At 52.7% G+C, this 18,735-nt stretch carries 14 protein-coding genes; 8 read left to right on the plus strand and 6 right to left on the minus strand.

The features are described 5' to 3' along the window. Window positions 1-2: 2 nt before the first annotated feature. Complete coding sequence (locus tag NSP04_RS10945; protein ID WP_257512390.1) at window positions 3-2,060, minus strand: type VI secretion system Vgr family protein; 2,058 nt, start codon at window positions 2,058-2,060, stop codon at window positions 3-5. Between the two features lie 22 nt (window positions 2,061-2,082). Continuing rightward, on the minus strand, window positions 2,083-2,625 hold the full coding sequence (locus NSP04_RS10950; protein WP_257512391.1) for an OmpA family protein: 543 nt from the start codon (window positions 2,623-2,625) through the stop codon (window positions 2,083-2,085). Between the two features lie 159 nt (window positions 2,626-2,784). Here NSP04_RS10950 and tssK point away from each other — a divergent pair, with 159 nt between their 5' ends. The 7 genes from tssK (at window position 2,785) to NSP04_RS10985 (ending at window position 12,963) form a co-directional block, all read left to right on the plus strand. Beyond that, window positions 2,785-4,149, plus strand: coding sequence for a type VI secretion system baseplate subunit TssK (gene tssK / locus NSP04_RS10955; RefSeq protein WP_257512392.1), 1,365 nt, complete (start codon window positions 2,785-2,787; stop codon window positions 4,147-4,149). After that, window positions 4,146-5,510 carry a type VI secretion system protein TssL, long form gene (tssL, locus tag NSP04_RS10960; RefSeq protein ID WP_257512393.1) on the plus strand — a complete coding sequence of 455 codons (1,365 nt, stop codon included), beginning with the start codon at window positions 4,146-4,148 and terminating at the stop codon, window positions 5,508-5,510. Before tssK ends, tssL begins: the two co-directional genes overlap by 4 nt. Before the next feature lie 18 nt (window positions 5,511-5,528). Then, complete coding sequence (tssM, locus tag NSP04_RS10965; RefSeq protein WP_257512394.1) at window positions 5,529-9,011, plus strand: type VI secretion system membrane subunit TssM; 3,483 nt, start codon at window positions 5,529-5,531, stop codon at window positions 9,009-9,011. Next, the gene (tagF, locus tag NSP04_RS10970; protein ID WP_257512395.1) at window positions 9,008-9,649 is read left to right on the plus strand and encodes a type VI secretion system-associated protein TagF; all 642 of its coding nucleotides are present in this window, start codon (window positions 9,008-9,010) and stop codon (window positions 9,647-9,649) included. Before tssM ends, tagF begins: the two co-directional genes overlap by 4 nt. Next, window positions 9,649-11,304 carry a serine/threonine protein kinase gene (locus NSP04_RS10975; RefSeq protein ID WP_257512396.1) on the plus strand — a complete coding sequence of 552 codons (1,656 nt, stop codon included), beginning with the start codon at window positions 9,649-9,651 and terminating at the stop codon, window positions 11,302-11,304. The genes tagF and NSP04_RS10975 overlap by 1 nt, the downstream gene beginning before the upstream one ends. A gap of 69 nt (window positions 11,305-11,373) precedes the next feature. Beyond that, window positions 11,374-12,381, plus strand: a complete 1,008-nt coding sequence (locus NSP04_RS10980; protein WP_257512397.1) for a putative solute-binding protein — start codon at window positions 11,374-11,376, stop codon at window positions 12,379-12,381. Between the two features lie 111 nt (window positions 12,382-12,492). After that, on the plus strand, window positions 12,493-12,963 hold the full coding sequence (locus tag NSP04_RS10985) for a DM13 domain-containing protein (protein WP_257512398.1): 471 nt from the start codon (window positions 12,493-12,495) through the stop codon (window positions 12,961-12,963). Here NSP04_RS10985 and lipA read toward each other — a convergent pair whose 3' ends face one another. Continuing rightward, window positions 12,964-13,947: a lipoyl synthase gene (gene lipA / locus NSP04_RS10990; RefSeq protein WP_371825019.1), complete on the minus strand. Its 984-nt coding sequence runs from the start codon at window positions 13,945-13,947 to the stop codon at window positions 12,964-12,966. A 39-nt stretch (window positions 13,948-13,986) separates the two neighbouring features. Then, on the minus strand, window positions 13,987-14,694 hold the full coding sequence (lipB, locus tag NSP04_RS10995) for a lipoyl(octanoyl) transferase LipB (protein WP_257512399.1): 708 nt from the start codon (window positions 14,692-14,694) through the stop codon (window positions 13,987-13,989). A gap of 45 nt (window positions 14,695-14,739) precedes the next feature. Between lipB and NSP04_RS11000 the strand changes: the two genes are divergently transcribed. Further along, the gene (locus NSP04_RS11000; protein ID WP_257512400.1) at window positions 14,740-15,399 is read left to right on the plus strand and encodes a GNAT family N-acetyltransferase; all 660 of its coding nucleotides are present in this window, start codon (window positions 14,740-14,742) and stop codon (window positions 15,397-15,399) included. A gap of 12 nt (window positions 15,400-15,411) precedes the next feature. Here the strand turns inward: NSP04_RS11000 and NSP04_RS11005 are convergent, their stop codons facing one another. Next, a complete protein-coding gene (locus tag NSP04_RS11005; RefSeq protein WP_257512401.1) occupies window positions 15,412-17,841 on the minus strand; it encodes a PKD domain-containing protein in 2,430 nt (809 codons plus the stop codon). Window positions 17,842-17,946: 105 nt separating this feature from the next. Further along, window positions 17,947-18,603, minus strand: a complete 657-nt coding sequence (locus NSP04_RS11010) for a cupin domain-containing protein (protein WP_257512402.1) — start codon at window positions 18,601-18,603, stop codon at window positions 17,947-17,949. Window positions 18,604-18,735 lie beyond the last annotated feature (132 nt).

The following is an 18,735-nucleotide window of genomic DNA, read 5'->3' on the forward strand; positions in this document are numbered from 1 at the left end:
TGTCAGGAAAGTGGGTCAACGGGCGGCTCGACCACCGAAGGTGCCAGCGCACTTTCAGGTGGCGTAGGCGAAGCACCGCCTGCACCCTCAGCTTCAGCGCCGCCGCCATAAGTGATGGAAGGTGAACTGATTTTTATGCCCACCGGAGTCATGACAATCGATGAAGCGCCCACATTCAAGGACATGAACAAACCAGCGCTCAGCTTCAAGCCAACACCTGCCTTTACATTACCCAACATGTCTGTGCTCAGGTTCAGGTTGCCCACTGCATCCACATCGGTGCTGCCCCGGGATTTTAATGAGCATTGCCCAGCAGTGCTGATGGTAATTTGCCCGTTGTTCATCAAGCTGAACAAACCCTGAACCGTGGCCAGTACATCGTCGTTTGCAGTCAGGCTTAACGCCTTGTCGATTTGCTGGCTAACCTGGCCCAACACGGTACGCGACACATCGGCCTTGATTTCTTCAATCAAGTTCCCGTGCAGCAGGCTGTTGGAGTTTCCACGAATTTCAGTGCTGCTGTTGTTCTTGATCAGGCTCATGTAATCTTTCTCGGCCTGAAACCAAACGTATTCGCTGCCCAGCTTGTCGTCAAAGCGCAATTCATTGAAATTGCTGGGCGAGCCTTTTTCGGAAGACTGCGAGCGCAAACCCGACACTGTTTTGTTGCCGGGCAAAGAATAGGGCGGTGTTTGTTCCGCGTTGAACGACATCCCAGTGACCAGTGGACGATCGGGGTCGCCGTCTTCAAACGACACCACCACCTCCTGACCAATGCGTGGAATTGCAACAAAGCCCCAACCCTTTCCGGCTGAAAGCGAAGCCACGCGCACCCAGCACGAGCTGTTTTCATTGCGCAGGCCGTAGCGGTCCCAATAAAACTGAATCTTGATTCGGCCGAATTCATCGGTGTGAATTTCACGGCCTTCCGGACCCACCACCAATGCGGGCAAAGGCCCCCTGACTTGAGGCTTTCTGGTTTTGCGTTCAGGCCGGAAAGGCTGGCTGGACTCAATGGCCTCGAATTGACAATCAAAATCGGATTGCGCGCCGCCATTGGCTTCGGGTTCTGACTCGTGAATGCCAATGCGGGTACTAACAATCAACAGGCTTTTGGAAAAAGCGGGGTTGTCTTTGCACACGGTTTTCAGCAAATAGCCAGCGCTGACACCACGCGCTGCGGTGCTTGCATTGAACACCAGTTGTCGCGCCTGCGCCTCTTCGTGGCGAAGCTGGCTGTAATGCGCACCCTCACCTTCGTTTTCATACTCGCCGGGGTATTCAAACACCTCAAAGGCCGAGTTGTACGACTCAGCTTTGCCTTGCGAATTCACCAACAAAGAAGAGGACGGTGTTTTGAAGTTGTAATCAGTGTGTGCATGCCGGGGGGGCTCAATCGACTTTCGCATCGCCATGCTGGCAATGATTTCCTGAGGCGTTAAACGACCGCCTTGCGCAGCCGGGTCGTAAGTCAGGGAATCATAGCCTGGGAAGCTTGCATGGGCAGTACTTGAATCTATCAACACCAGGGTGTGCGAATTGTTTGCATTCTCGAAATAGAAGTAAACACCCTCCTGTTCAAGAATGCGGCGAATGAAATTCAGGTCGCTTTCGCCGTACTGAACCACATATTCCCAAACGCGTTTTGCACCAATACTTCGATCAATAAAACGCACCGAGGGGTGACCATGGCGCGCAATTACTTCCGCCACAATGGCAGGTATGTTTTTGTTTTGATAAACCCGAAATTCCTGATTTTTACCGAGCAGCCAGGTCCATGATTTCAGTTCAAGCCGGTACGCACACCGCCCGCCTGTGGCCATGGACACTTGTTCCATTTCAACAATGACACCATCGAAATAGCGTTTGCTTTGCTCGCGTGTTTCAAACGCCAAACAAAGGTTTTTTCCCAAAAAGTCATCTGCATTCAAAGTGGCAGAGTCAGACTCAAGGTACACCGTGCCGGTGCTGTTCTCCGACAAGGCCTCATGCAGGCGTGCAGACCTGAAATGCACTTCGTCCAGCGGGGCTGATCCGCTCAGGCTAATCAGTTTGTTCATTGTGGTACAGGGTCAGTCCAGATCAAGGCAAGCGGCTAATTTCAACTCGACGGTTGGCGGGTGCAAACGGATTATTCGCATCCACCAGCTTGTCGGCTCCCTTGCCTTCCACGCGCAGCAAGGTGGGTGCAACACCCTTTTGAACCAGATAAGACTTCACCGCCTTGGCTCGCTCGGATGACAGCGCTTGATTCAACGGCGCGTTACCGCTTGCGTCGGCATGCCCAGTTACCAGTACCGAGGGCGAGTCTGAGGGGCGATTGCTGAGCACTTGGGCAAACACATCGAGCTGCTTTTTCAGTTCAACTGGCAATTCCGCAGAGCCTAGCTGGAAGTGGGCATTGGGAATTGAAAAGCGCACAGCAGGCTTAAAGCCCATGCACTTGAAACCGTTCTTGCGGAGTTCTTCACAAGCCTCTTCAGGAAACAAACCTTCTTTCACCTGCTCTACAGCGGGAACTGTGTCGACCAAATCGACCACCAACGAATCGGCATGGGCAAGCGAATGCAGACCAACAAAGAGGGGCGCCATCAAAGCGAACTTCAGGATGTGTTTCTCAAACATAGCTACTCCGGAATAGGTAGGGCATCGGTAAAAAAATCACCTTAAAAAATCTCGTGTTAGGATTTTTCGCGACTTGGGCGTCGAGTCTATTCCTTTTAAAAAAATTCGCTCAACGAGTGATACATCCCAGTAAACAGAGAGTGAAACTCATCCCCCGTTATGACTAAAAACAGCCGAGTGATTTGGAGTGAAGGGCTTTTTCTACAGCCACAACATTTCCAGCAGCAAGAACGCTTTTTCGAGCATGAAATTCATGTGCGAACTGCGAACTTCAATGCGTATTCCCATGGTTTTCATACGCTGCAACTGGACCCAGATTTGTTGCTGGCCGGAAAAATTGGTGTATTAAAGGCATCTGGTTTTTTCCAGGATGGCACTTACTTTTCAATTCCTGATCAAGACCCTGCCCCGCCCTGTCTGAACATTTCTAGCTTTCCAAAATCGGGAAAAGTTTTTCTGTCACTGGCCAAACCACATTGGTCGGCCGGGCAGCTTGACTGGCAAGCCAACAAACCCGAAAAAAACACCGCAAGTACTTCAAAATTTTTGTCAAACACAGAAGAAATTCCGAGTGTGTACGACCCTGAACTTGATTCCCAATCTGTCGAGCTGGCCCGGCTTAACCTGTTTTTGAGCGCTGATGCCCTGCACCAGGAAGGCCATGTGCAGCTGCAGTTGTGCGAACTTCAGGAATCGAAAAATCACGAAATTCAAATCAACACGCGGTTTATCGAACCCTGCTTGTGTGGATTGAAAAACGCGAATATTCGCCAAGTACTTGAAGCTGTGCTGGGTCTGCTTGAAAGCAAAATAGCGCAACTTCGCCAACGTAGAATTCGCAAGGGCAGCCACAACAGTTCTGAAATTGGCGACTTCCTTTTGTTGCAGAGCTGCACTCAACACAGGCTGGTTATTGCACATTTGCTGAATACCAAACAATTGCACCCTGAAGTGGCCTACCTTCGCTTGCTGGCCTGCCTGGGCGCGGTGACTTTGTACGGCGATGACACCGCCGCCGACTTTTCACCCAATTACGACCACGACAACTTGCGCTTGGCTTTTGAAAATGTACTGAACGGTATTCGCAACGCGTTGGCTGGGCTTCACGATCAACATGCAATTCAAATTCCCTTGGTTCAAAAACAGGGTGGTGTGCACATCGGCCAGGTAACCGATCGCAGCTTGCTGAGCGACGCGCATTTTTACCTCACCGTGCATGCCCTGGCGCCCGAAGAATTGGTACAACGCCAATTCCCAAGCACTGTGAAAATTGGCCCGGTTGAAAAGCTGCGTGATTTGGTGAATTTGAATTTGCCGGGCGTTCGGATGAAAACTGTTCAGCAAAGCCCTGCGGCGCTCCCCTATTACGCAGACCACATTTATTTCCAACTGGAAACACGCACAGAACCCCTGTGGAAAATGCTGGAGCAAACCGGGCATTTGGCCATTCACTATGCCGGGGATTTGCCCGAACTGCGCATTGAACTGTGGGCAGTTCGCCGTGAACAGGAGCGCTTGCTTTGAACGCAGACGATCCATTCTTCGCCTTGGGTGGCGAGCGCACCATTATCAAACCCCGACTGGGCAAACCCGCGTCAGCAGCCATCCAGTCGCTGGACAATATTTTAGGGCCTTCTGAATCAGTTGGCCGCGTTGGCGAGGCCGAGCACTCCCACGCACAGGCCCGGTTTGACCACATGCTAAGCCAGTTGCAAAACAACCCGGCGGCGAGTGAAAACGGACTGCTGGTGCATGCCAGCCCACTGCTGCGAATGATTTGCGCAGTGGGCGACATGGTTGAGGTGCCTTCAGCCAAGGCCTTGTCCAACACAATGTTGAGGGGCTTACGAGAACTCGACCAAACACTGGAACAAATGCGACGCCCACAAGCTGAACGGCTTTCAGTTCGCTATGTGCTGTGCACATTCATGGACGAACGCGCAGCCAACACGCCTTGGGGTGGTTCGGGTCAATGGGCCAACCACAGTTTGCTGCTGCAGTTTTTCAGTGAAACATGGGGCGGCGAAAAGGTGTTTGCCCTGATCCAGAAACTGATGCAAAGCCCCGCAGAAAATAAGGAGCTTTTGGAGCTGATGGCTGTGGTGCTTAGCCTGGGGTTTAAAGGCAAATACAAAGTAGAAACGGGTGGCGACATTGCACTGGTACAGCTTCGCACCAGCTTGTTTCAACTGGTTCAATCGCATCCACTCCATCCGCTTGCCCAACTGCACCCTGATTTCTGGAAATCCAAAGCGCCCGCTTCCAGAAAAAGTTTTCTTCAAATTCCTCTGTGGTTACCAATCAGTGTGCTGAGCACGCTGGGTACCCTTTTTTTTCTTGGATTGTATTTCAACATGAACACTCAATCTGACCAAGCGTTTGCTGAAATTACGTCAATTTCATTTCCTGCGCCTGAGTTCACTCAAATTGCTGCTGCCCCCGTCAATCCTGTTTTCGGGCTTGAACTGCCGGTTCAACTGCAGCAGGAAATCATGGCTGGTTTGCTGACTTTGAAACAACTGGGCAACAAATCCACCGTGATTTTGGTGGGTGATGGTTTGTTCGACTCCGGCAGTGCTGAGCTAAGCGCCAAAGCCGCGCCTTTGGTCGACAAGGTTGCCAAGGAACTGTCGCTGCACCCCGGGCAAATTACGGTGACGGGCTACACCGACAACCAACCGATTCGCTCTATCCGCTTTCCATCGAACTGGCAATTGTCAGCTGAACGTGCAGAACATGTCGGGCAACGCATCGCGGCCTTTTTGCCCAATACGGCGATCGCCACCGAAGGCGCAGGTGCTGCCAACCCAATTGCACCCAACAACACGGCGCAAGGCCGCGCCCTAAACCGACGCGTTGAAATTACCTTGATTCACAGCCAATAAATACCACCCGAGTTCACTATGCTTCTTCGTTTTGTTCTGAGCCTGTTGGCCTTTCTGGGATTTCTGGCATTGATTTGGCTGGTAGGCCCGATTGTGTCAATCGGCGAATCGCGCCCCTTCAGCAGCCTATGGGTTCAGGTGCTGCTTAGCATTGTGATTTTTCTGCTGGTGTTTGGGCCGCTGGCCTGGCGCTGGTGGAAAGTGCGAAAGGCTGAACACGCACTAAAAGCGGGGTTGACTCGCCAGGATGAACAATCGCGCGTGCAGTCAGCAAAGCTGCAAGACATTTTCAATGAAGCAGTTGGCACGCTGAAACAGCACCAGGCGCGCAAGGCCTGGTACCAAAGCAAACCCGGCCTGTACGAACTACCGTGGTACGTCATTATTGGCCCGCCGGGCAGTGGAAAAACCACGGCACTTAAAAATGCCGGCTTGCGGTTTCCTTTGCAAGATCCCATGGGCAAAGACGCCATCAAGGGCGTGGGTGGCACGCGAAACTGCGATTGGTGGTTCACAGACCAAGCCGTGTTGATCGACACCGCCGGGCGCTTTACCACACAAGATTCTGACCAGAACACCGATGCCGCTGGCTGGAATTCATTTTTACGCCTGCTGAAAAAACACCGGCCCAAGCAACCAGTGAATGGTGTGTTGTTAACGCTGAGCATTCAGGAATTGCTGGATACAGAATCGAGAAGAAAAGAAACGGCTGCGAAAATTGCACTGCGTCTACAAGAAATGATTCGCGCCTTGGGCATGTGCCCGCCAGTGTATGTGTTGATCACCAAACTCGATTTGCTCAACGGCTTCAAAGAAACATTTGGGCGACTCAGCGAAGCCGAACGCGCACAAGCCTGGGGGGTGAATTTCGAACACCCGAACACACTAAACACCACACTGACCAACACCCTGCCCAGCGCACTGGGCGCGATGGTAGATCGCTTGAGTGAGCAATTGAATACCCGCCTGATGCGCGAAGAACAAGAAAACAGACGGATCAAATTGTTTGAATTCCCACTGGCTTTGGCACAACTCAAGCCAGCGATTGAATCCATTCTTTCGCAGGCATTTCAATCGGAAAGTCCTTTTGAAAAGCCGGTGGTATTGCGCGGTCTTTATTTAAGCAGCGGCACGCAAGACGGTACGGTGTTTGATCGAATTGCATCGGCCATGGCGCCGAATGCCGGAATTGATTCTGCGGTGAAAGGGCAAGGCAAAAGCTTTTTCATTCGCGATGTGTTGTCGCAAGTGGTGTTCGCAGAACAACACCTTGCTTCTTATGTGAAGAAAAAAGCGCTGTTGGAACAAGGCCTCTATGTGGGCGTACTTTCATTCGTCTGTGTGCTGTTTGGCCTGCTGTCGCTGGGTTGGTGGATTAGCCATGGCAACAACAGCAATTCCATTGCCCAAACTCTTGAGCGCACGGAACGGCTTGCTGCCAAAGCCGCCACCCTGCCCACCGAAGCGCAAGCGCCCCTGCAAGAACTTTTTCAAACCTTGGACGAGCTGCGAGAGGTTGCGCAAAATAGCCCCGATAAACTTGGGCACCAGCTGGGATTGAACCAGGACGAGAAGCTGGCTCAGGCTGAGCAATTTGCTTATCGAAACGCCTTGAACACGGCATTGATGCCACGTGTGGCCAAACGCCTTGAAGACAGGTTGCGCGCGGCACTGAACCAGGACATGGAGCTGGCTTACGAGTCTTTAAAAGCCTATGTGATGATTCACACTCCGGCGCAGTTCGATGCAGAATCGCTGACCACCTGGGTGGTGTTTGACTGGCAACAAAATGTACTTTCCGGCTACGAACCCGATTTGCGTGAATCTGCAAGCCAGCATTTGCAAGCCGCAATAGCGCTGGGGGCACCGTTGCAGCTTCCACCCAAAGACGCAGAACTAATTGAGAACGCGCGGCAAATTATTGGCGCACAAGCGCTGGATGAAAGGCTTTACAAACGTATGGTGCGGTTTTTCAAACCCGATGCAAACAGCGACTTCAATTTGGTGAAAACAGTGGGGGTGAGTGCAGCCGGCATTTTCACCCGTTCAAGCGGGCAATCGTTGAATCAGGGTGTGGATGCGCTTTATACGCGCAATACGTATGTCAGTTATTTTTTGGTCCAACTGCCTGTGCAGGCCAAACAATTGAGCGATGAAGCAAGTTGGGTTTTGGGTGAAGGCAAGGGCGAGGGCAACAGCAACTCGATGAACGCTGCAAACACGCCTGGTTTGATGCGCCGCGCACGCGAACTGTACATTCGCGATTACATCCAGGTTTGGGACAATTACCTGAAAGACGTACAAATTCAGCGCCCGGCACAGTTTGAGCAAGCCGTGGATTTATCCCGCGTATTGGCTTCCCCGCAGTCCCCATTAAAAAAGTTTCTGGAAGGCGTTTCTGAAAACACGCGGTTGGCAGGCTCGTTGGGGAAAAACAGCGACAAAGCTGAAGCAGTGGCGAATCAGAAAGCGAATCAAGCACTGTCGCCCAATGTGGCTTTGTTGGCAGGGTCTGATTTCAAACCAGTTGACTTTGTAGCCCCGCTGGAACAACAAGTGGATGAACATTTCAGCAACATCAATGGGCTTTTTGAAGGCAACCCACCTGCCTACTCGCAGGTGTCCACTTTGCTGAACGACCTGTACGCCCAACTGGCCGCCATAGCCAGTGCGAAAAAAAGCAAGTCAGCCCCACCACCCCCCGCAGCCATGGACGAGGTTCAGGTAAATGCCGGTGTATTGCCTGAACCGGTTCGCGCCATTGTGGGGCAACTGGCCGGGCAAGGCAGTGCGCAAGGTCGCGCGGCCGAGCGCGCCAACTTAAGCGCCGACTTGCGCCCACTGCAAGACGTGTGCAGACGCACTGTGTCCAACCGCTACCCGATTCATTCAGGCTCGGGTCTTGATGTACTAAGCGACGACTTTGCGCGCTTTTTCGGCCCCGGTGGTTTGATGGATCAGTTTTTTGCAAGCCGCTTGGCCAGCGTAGTGGACACAGGTTCGGCCGACTGGAAATTGAAGCCACTGAGCGACGGGTCGCAAGCACCAGCCAACCCGGCCATTATCCAGTTTCAGCGGGCTGCAAGAATTCGCGATGTATTCTTCCCCGGCAACACGCCCAACGCAGCCTTCAATGTAGAAATGCGTTTGCTGAATTCCAGCAACCCGAGCGATGTGTTTTACATGGAAACAAATGGCGACTTGAAAATGTTTTCCAAACAGTTTCAACCCAACCACCGCATTCAGTGGGGTGGACAATCGCCATCATCCACGTTACGCATTCGGGCTTCGGAAGGCGCGTACAAAACTTACAACGGCCCATGGGCCCTGTTCCGCTTGTTCGATTCGGCGCAAATTCAAAACACCGAACGGCCAGAAAAATTCAAGGCCATTTTTACACTCGAAGGCAAACAGTTTGAATTTGAAGTGATGGCGAATTCGGCGTTCAATCCGCTTCGCTTGAATGAGCTTCGCCAATTCCGTTGCCCGGGCAATTTATGAACATAATAAATAGCAAACGCACAATTTCATGGTTTGGCAAGTTGCCCTGCGTGGGCGATTTTTGCAGCCACAACATGCCTGCCAAGGTGTGCGAAGCGCTCGACAACTGGCTCAGCGAGGCCATGCAAGTTGGGCAAGAAACCCATGGCGATGCATGGACCCGCGCTTACTTTCAAACACCCATGCATGGTTTTGTGTTGGGCAAAAAGGCTCTGCCTGCGCTTGAAGACAATCTGGCTGTGGGTGTGATCATGCCGTCCGTAGACAAAGCGGGGCGCGCATTTCCGTTTGTACTGATGGAACAGCTACCCGCACAAAACGAAGCGGGAGAGCCTTCTACCGTGCTGAATCAGCACATTGAGCCACAAACCTTGACCGACTGGTTTTCACACGCCTATGGCATGTGCGCCGCCGCCATGAACGATGAATGGACATTGGACAAACTGGCCAATGAATTGCAGCACCTGCCTAAGGTTGCCATGACCGTGCCAACTGGTCAAAACGCAGTGAGCAACGATTGCCACAGTACTTGGTTCAGAATTGAATTCGACGGGCAAGTGAACTGGGTAATGCAGTGCCGGGGGCTGCCCAAAGCCGATGCGTTTGAAACCTTGATTGGCATGGGCATCGCACTGTGATGAACGACAACACGGTAATACAAGCCGCGCCTGTTTCAACATGCGAGGCCAACCAGCAGCCCTTGCCACCGGGCACACTGATTGAAGGATTCGAGATTCGGGGCGTCATTGGCGTGGGGGGGTTTGGCATTGTGTACAAAGCCTGGGATGCCATGCTTGAAAGGCAAGTGGCCCTGAAGGAATACCTGCCTGCATCGCTTGCGCAACGCATGCCCGACGGACAAGTGAAAGTGCGCGACCGCCGACACAACGGCACTTATGAAACAGGGCTGAAAAGCTTTGTCAACGAGGCGCGCTTGCTGGCCCAGTTTGACCATGCCGCGCTGGTGAAAGTGTACCGCTTTTGGGAAATGGCAGGCACCGCCTACATGGTGATGCCGCTGTACCAAGGCACAACCCTGAAACAGTACATGCAACAGCGCATGGACCAGCAAGGGGCACCCTTGCCGGAAAGCCAGTTGCTGATGTGGCTTGTGGCGCTGACAGAAGCGCTTGAAGTGATGCACAACCAGCAGTGTTACCACCGAGATATTTCACCTGAGAACATTATTATTCAGGAGGGCACAGGCTTGCCGATTCTGCTTGATTTTGGAGCAGCCCGCCGGGTGATTGGCAATGTGTCGCAGCCGTTCACTGTGATTTTAAAAGCCAGTTACGCACCCATAGAACAGTACGCGGAAGTTCCATCAATGACACAAGGCCCTTGGACCGACGTGTATGCATTGGCCGCCGTGGCGCATTTTTTAATAACCGGCAAAACCCCACCCTCGTCTGTGGGCCGCTTGGTCAACGACAGTTATGTGCCGCTGCACACGCAGAACACACTGCCATTCAGTACGCAAATAAAGCATGCCGTCGATAGCGCACTGGCTGTGCAGCCTCAAGATCGAACTGCCAGCATGGCCCAGTTTCGGGAGGCCATGTGCAAAGTTCAAACAGACGTACTCAGCTTGTTTGATCTGCCAACACATGTGCCGACAACTGTGCCAGCAATGCCCGTCTTGGAAAAGCTGAGCGAGAAAGAAGGAGATGACGCAACAAGTATCAAGGGTATGTTGATTGGATTGATTGTCACGGGACTCATTGCTGCTGTTGTAAGCATTGCCTGGGCGGCAGGGCTTTTTGACAGGCCCACGGAAAACACTGAGCAGTTGCCATTGCCCACCCCCGAGCAAATTGAAACAGCACCCAACCCGATTGAACCTGCATTTCAATCGGTGTTGAACCAGGCCAATTCGCAGCTCACCATTCAAATGAGCGAGCCCGTTCTGAAAATAGGTGAAGACCTGTTGCGCTTTGAGGCGTTGTCGCCCATCGATGGCTATGTGGCGGTTTACGTTCGCTCTTCCGACCAGTCGCTCATTCAGTTGCTTCCCAATGTGCGCGTACCGGTGCTGGCGATTCAAGCCAACAAGGCGCTGACTTTGCCGCCCGCCAACGAACCCATACAGGCCGCAGGGCCTGCCGGGGAAAACCAGTTCCTGGTGGTGGTGACCGAGCGGCCACGCGACTATGCTCATTTGAACATGCAAGACCACTATGGTTTTGGACTGGTTCGAACCGAGAAAGGTCTGGAGGGCTACAGCCCTTGTTCGGAAACTTCCTGTGTCGACACAATGGCGGCCGCTTGGTTTTCAGTGGAGGAAGTAGAGTAATTCTTCTGTAGAATCAAATTTCACAAGGGCAAATTCATTACAAAAAAGCCTGAAATTACCGGAGACGACATGAACACAACCGCTGCTGCAGCACTCCTGCTGCTGGGTGCAAGCCTGGCACTTCCCACACAGGCCAACGCCAACACCATCAAGATGTGCATTTTCGACATTGCCGGGCGCAGTGGCCCCGCTTTTGCGCAGGCGCGCGATTATGCAGTGGCCGCGAAAGGCTGGGGTGCGAATATAGAGTTGGAAGCATATGTAGATGAACGCCTGGCTGCCGAAGACTTCAAAACCGGCAAATGCGACGCAGCCGCGATTTCAACACTGCGGGGCCGGCAATTCAACCAGTTCGTGGGCAGCATTGACTCCATTGGCGCGGTGCCGACGTACAAACACTTGCGCACAGTAATCGATTTGATGAGCAACCCGAAACTGGCCGACAAAATGACATCGGGCTTGTTTGAAGTGGCTGGTATTTTGCCGATTGGTGCCGCTTATGTGATGGTGAATGACCGCGCGATTAATTCAGTTGAAAAAGCAGCCGGTAAAAAAATTGCTGTGCTCGACTACGACAAATCACAAGCGAAAATGGTTCAGCAACTGGGTGCACAACCCGTTTCAAGTGAAGTGATCAACTTCGGCACCAAATTCAACAATGGGCAGGTGGACATTATTGCGGCACCCGCCATTGCCTACCAACCACTTGAATTGTACAAAGGCATTGGCAACAAGGGCGGCATCTACCGATTTCCGCTGGTGCAGTTAACGGCCAATATTTTGATCAAGAAAGACAAATTTCCAGAAGGGTTCGGGCAGAAGTCGCGTGTATGGATTCAACAGCAGTTTGACCGGGCGATCGCGCTGGTCGATACCTCCGAAAAAGGAATTCCAGCTGCGGCATGGCTGGACATTCCCGCTAGTGACCGAGCGAAATACGATGTGCTAATGCGTGAATCGAGAATCCAGATGACTGCCGATGGATTTTACGACCCGGAGATGATGAAGATTTTGAAGCGCATTCGCTGCAGGCTGGATGGTGGCTTGGGTGAGTGTTCAGACAAGCGAGAGCTTTAAGCCTTTACTTTTTCCAACCTACCAACGCCTTGAATATATTAAACATCGCGTGAAACGTTTTTAGCCCAGGGAGCGAATTAATAGATTCAAACCCTGATGGCTAGATAAACCATGAAAAAACTTCTTCTGCTGATTACCCATGCTGGCGCGCTGGTCCTTGGTGTTGCACTGGGTATTTATTTACTCCCCATTTTGGTAGAACCTGAAGGCCCTGGTACGGAAGCCATTGCGGCTTCGCAAAGCAGTGCACTGTTCTCGACTGAATTCAAACGCGACTTGAAGGGCAGTGATTTTCTGCATTGGGGAGAGGGTCGCTTAACCCTGACGGCAAGCCAAGCGGTATTCGAGGGTGAGCTTGCGCCGGGGCCCGATTACTACTTGTACCTGACTCCAAAATTTATTGAAGACGAAGCGGGCTTTCTGGAAATCAAAAATCAATCGCTTCGGGTGGGGTCTGTAAAAACCTTCGGTGGGTTTATCCTCGACCTTCCACCGAACACCGACTTGCAAAATTACAGCGCTGCTATTGTTTGGTGTGAACGCTTTGGCGAATTCATCAGCGCGGGGCAGTTTCGCAACTAGTTACACCAAGCCATGCGCCTGTTCATCGGCATGGTATGAACTGCGCACCATTGCTCCTACTGCTGCGTGGGTGAAGCCCATTTCATAGGCTTTTTCCTCGAACATTTTGAATACGTCGGGGTGCACATAACGGCGCACTGGCAGGTGATGACCTGATGGAGCCAAGTACTGGCCAATTGTGATCATGTCGACCTGGTGCTCGCGCATGTCGCGCATCACCTGCAAGATTTCTTCATCAGTTTCACCCAAGCCCACCATGATGCCGCTCTTGGTCGGCGTGTTGGGGTGGGTTTTCTTGAATTCCTGCAGCAGCTTCAATGAATGTTTGTAGTCGGAACCCGGGCGGGCTTCTTTGTACAGGCGCTCGGTGGTTTCCAGGTTGTGGTTCATCACATCGGGCGGGGCAGCATTCAAAATGCCCAGTGCCCGATCCAGGCGCCCACGGAAATCGGGCACCAGAATTTCAATTTTTGTGTTGGGCGACAACTCGCGGGTTTTTTCGATGCAGGCCACAAAATGACCTGCGCCACCGTCGCGTAAGTCGTCGCGGTCTACGGATGTAATCACCACATAATTCAAGCGCAAAGCGGCAATGGTCTTGGCCAAGTTCAGAGGCTCATTTTCATCCAGTGGGTCGGGGCGGCCGTGGCCCACATCGCAGAAGGGGCAACGGCGGGTGCATTTGTCGCCCATGATCATGAAGGTGGCCGTGCCTTTGCCAAAGCATTCACCGATGTTGGGGCAAGAGGCTTCTTCACACACGGTGTGCAGCTTGTGCTCGCGCAGAATTTCCTTGATTTCATAGAAGCGGGTAGACGGTGAACCAGCTTTGACCCGGATCCAGCTGGGTTTTTTCAGCTGTTCCATAGGCACAATCTTGATGGGTATGCGGGCAGTTTTGGCGGCCGCTTTTTGCTTGACGGTCGGATCGCTCACCGCGCTGAGTTCTTTGGCGACGGCTGAATTTTCGTTGATCTCGGACACGTTTTTGCTCCCTGGCCTTTGGGTGAAATGGCCGTTTGTTTACTTTGCCACTGCGGATCTCGCAGCTTCAAGGTGTTGAATCAGATATTTCATCAGATGCACTTGCATCTCAGAGGGTGAAATTTTAACACCAATCGTGGCCAAGTCCACAGTTTCCAAACCCACGTAGCCACAAGGGTTTATGTGCTGGAAGGGTGCTAAATCCATGTTCACATTCACCGACAAGCCGTGATAGGCACAGCCCTTGCGGATCTTGATGCCCAAGGCGGCAATTTTGGCCAGGCTGCCGTGGTGCATGGTGTACACGCCGGGTGCACTGGGCTTGCGTTGGGCATCTGCCACACCCACGGCCACCAAAGCGTCAATGATGCTTTGCTCAAGCAATTGAACGTATTCGCGCACCTTCAAACCGAACCTGCGCAGGTCCAAAAGCGGATAAATCACGATTTGACCGGGGCCGTGATAGGTTATTTGCCCCCCACGGTCGGTGTTCACCAAGGGTATGTTGCTGCGCTGCAACATGTGTGCGGGGTCGCCAGCCAAACCCAAAGTGAACACAGGAGGGTGTTCACAAATCCAGATCTGGTCGCTAATTTGCCCGCCAGGCTGCTCTGAGCGGGCTTCTGTGAAATTGCGCATGGCTTCCCAAGTCGGTAAATACTCGACCTGGCCCAGTTCGCAGAATTGAATAGGTACTCCAACTTGCAGGGTATTGGGTTGCGGCTTGCTTTCTTGTTGATGGATCATGTAAGCATATTTCCGATTTTCACAATTTTTGCAGTCGAGTTCATTATGTCTTCAGAGCCCATTGAGTGGTTTGATATCCCCAGCGTCCTGGGGCGCCGGGCTGCGTCCATTCTGGGCTTGTCGAAGGTTCCAATTGTGGAACTGGATGAATCGCACCGTCCCTTGATTCTTGCACACTTGCTGGCATTGGATGAAACCGACCGCCGTTTGCGCTTCAGTTATGCGCTGGGCGATGCGGCCATTGCCAAATACACCGCCAGCATTGATTTCGAACGCGATTCGGTGTTCGGTATTTTTGGGCGTGATGATGTGTTGCTGGGTGTGGTGCACCTGGCTGAACTGAACCAATCAGCAGACAGCCCTGCACCCAAAGGCGCTGAATTGGGGCTTTCACTGGACGCCAACATGCGTGGGCATGGCCTGGGCACATTGCTGTTTCAACGTGCCCTGCGCCGCGCTCGCAACGACGGCATTGAAATGCTGTTTGTATACACGCTGACCGACAACGAGGCCATGCTGCGCATTGCCCACAAGCTGAACATGCGCGTAAGCACGGCCGACGGGCAATGCGAGGCCCACCTGCGGGTGGAGCCTGCCAGCAAAGGCTCGAAAGTGCGGGAGTTTGTGGATGAACAACTGGCCGACATTGACCACTTGTTCAAAGGCTCGCTAAGCCAATTCAAAAAGTGGGCTGAAGAGTTTTAAATCAACGTCACTTTAAAAGGCCTTGCATTCCGGCAATGGGTCGCTTCCCTTGAAAATCCAGATGGGTGCACTCACCGCCACAATGCGATCACCCCGCTTTACACGGAGGAAATACCAATTCTTTCCATCTGCCGGTGTAACGGTGAATTGCCCTGTCTTGCCAGCAACGGTTTGAAGTGGCAAGTAACGCCCCTCTTCATTGCTGCTCGGGCCTGACTGTGAACTGAACAATTCGAACGACATGCCTTCCAGTGCATCCATAGTGTTGGTGCTGCTGACATCAAATTCAAACTGAACAGTGTCGCTGCGTGTGCCGATGCGTGAACCCATGGGCAGGCGCTGGGCGCTCTGTGTTGAGGGTTGCACTGCATTAAAATTCATACGCAGTGCATTTTCGTTTTGAGCAACCGTGTAAAACCGGCGAGCCAAAAAGGCTTCCCGAATTTCAGCCTGATTGTTGGCACGGGCAATGGCCACGGTTTTTGGCAAACTGCTGCCGCCCCAATCGGTGGCATGGTGATCTTCCGATCCCGCTGGCCCCAAGTACCAACCCTTGTCAAGCGCATGGCCATACCAAGAACCGAACTTGCCGTCGGTGTCGTACTCATCACCCTTGCCGAATACTTCCAGCCCCACCACCCGGTAATCGGCTGGAGCCACATACTTGAAGTCGTTGAATGCATAGGCGGGGTCGCCTTGCTGGAACACATTTAATGCGTTCAATGCACCTGCCATGCGCGTGGCTTGACCCACACCTTCGCCAATTTGCAGCAATACGCCGTGAATGGCGTCTTCACGGCCAGGGTGGTTGAACACCATGATGCCGTCGCCACCACCGCCAAATTGCGGCGACAACACAAACCATTGCCAGAACAAGTCCATGGACACCACATAGCCGGGGCCAAGTTTGGCATTGATATTGAACTTGCTCATGTACACGTTGGCATGGCCAAACCGATCAGAGGTCCATTCAAAACCACGCATCGCGGTGAACATTCCTGGTGACTCACCGGTGACGGCATTGGCCTGATTCAGCGTGCTGCGCCACTTGGTGAGGCTGTTGGGCAGGTTGTCCGGATCAGATATAAGGCACGACAAAGGGTTGTCGGTGCAGTTGTCGGTGTCGGGCAGGGCCAAAGGAATGGCCAGGTTGTCTGAGTGATCCGACGACATCACGAAATCCATGCCGCGCTCGCGGGTTTGGCGATAAACCTGTTCGGGATCGGTGTCGGCTTGCCCATCGGAATAGGCGGTGTGTTCGTGCATGGCCCCCAGCAAATGGGAATAGCCTTGCCCGGTCAAGCCACCACCGTAGAACGGCGTGCATTGCCCAGCCGAGAACTGCTGACTAGCGGGTTGCTGCACACCCAGCGGCGGTGCAGACAACACACCCGCCAGCGGGCAACCTAAACCCGTGGGGTCTTGCAAACAACTGAACAAGCTTGCCGTGCCGGCAGTGTTGGCCCGCACGGTGGCATTCACGGTTTCTTGAGCCACACTTGCTGCAAACGTTGAGCGGTCGGACACCTCAATGCTAAAACTTAGCATTTGATCTTGAAATTCAGCGGGAATTGTTACCTGTGCGGTGGCCTGGTCGGCATTGTTTATTGAAAGCGTTGGGCCACTGGTTTGTGTCCAGCGATAAAACAAAGTGTCGCCGTTTGCATCACTTGCCTGCACCTGAAGACTCAGGGTTTCACCGGGGCGCACCGGTTCAGGCAAGGCGCTGGCATTTTGAATCACGGGTGCAGTGTTGGCATCGCGATTGGGTGTGGTCACATTGAATAATTTGAAACCAAGGCCTTCCTGATTGTCGATGGCAATGGCACGAATTGTGTAGGTTTGTGAGTCTGGGGAATTGGGCAGCTGCACACTCAAATTGCAGGTGGCTTCAGCGTATTCAAGGTTCAGCGTTTCATTGCGCCACTGAAAAGATTCAATGCTGCCATCGGCATCTGTTGATTCACAGGCGTTGGCAACAAGGCGGTTGTCGGCCTGAATGGGTGTGAAGCTGGTGTTAACAACCGGCAAAGCATTGTTGAATGTGTTCTGAATTTCTATTTCAACCCGGTCTTCAAGCACCGTGCCGTTGGAAAGCTGGGCCTGCACAACGAATTCAACCGCGGTGTCCTGATCAACTTGAGGAAGCACCAGGGTCAGTGCAGATTCGTCTGATCGACCCGCCTCGCCGAAAAAAACCGTATTCTCATTGGCGGGGAACCAAGAATAAGCGACCACCGATTGATCAGTGGGTGTATTTACTTGCGCGTTAAGCACCACCGTAGATCGTTCCGCCGCTTGCTGGTCTTCACCCGCATTGATAGTGGCTTGATTTTCTTGCTCATCAATTCGAGTGGGCGCAGGGGCATCGTTGTTACCACCGCATGCTGCAAGCAGCGCGATGAACAATAAAGGGAAAATTGAGTGGGTGTTGTACAGCATGGCGACAATCCAAATGGGTTTGAACTGTTACCAAGTTGTGAGTGCTTAGGATGAGGTGAAACCTACTAAGAGACAAGTCACCGATTTGAAACAAACGGCGTTCGACTAGTCAACAAGATGACCCGTGCGAACAAGAATGGTACAACCAGGCTTGCTGAAAGGCGTGTGTACACTGGCATGCGGACTGCGAATCCAGGTGCCCGCCGGGTAGTCGCCATTCTCATCGGAAAACACACCTTCCAGTACAAAAATTTCCTCGCCGCCAATGTGGCGATGCATATTGAAATAGGTTTCTGGAGCCCACTTAACCAGCGCGGTGTGGCGCGTTTCGAAACTGTCCAGCGGCATCACTTTCAAACCGGGCACAAGGCCTTGTCGCCATTCAGCCTTGTTGGTGTTGATGACCACCGGAGTTTGATCTTCCGCCCGCATGTGGCGCAACTTGACCAGAATGGTGCAACCTTCAGTCGACTTTGGTGAATGCTTGGTACCCACGGGGTTTTTTACAAATGTGCCAGCTGGGTAGGCGCCAAACTCGTCCTCAAATGTGCCTTCGAGCACGAAGAATTCTTCCCCACCACCATGCTCGTGTTCGGGAAATGCACAACCCGGGTCGTAACGCACAATGGAGGTTAAACGTGCAACTTCGTCACCATCACGCTCAAGCGGTTTGCGCCAAACACCTGGGGCCGGGGAGGCAATCCAATCCACTTCCTTGCTGTTGACGACTGCGCGTTGGGAAAGATCGGCGTTGAGTTTCATGGTGCTGCTTTTGGCGTACTTCGATCGTCTGATTTTAACGCAAAGTGATTGCCGTTAATCACGCTTGTAGGCCCAATTGTCGCAAGTCCCAAGCGCACGCCTGAAAACCTGTTGATCCCTTTTTGAGTTTCA

It is taken from the genome of Limnobacter parvus (assembly GCF_024623725.1).
GTDB lineage: Bacteria > Pseudomonadota > Gammaproteobacteria > Burkholderiales > Burkholderiaceae_B > Limnobacter > Limnobacter parvus.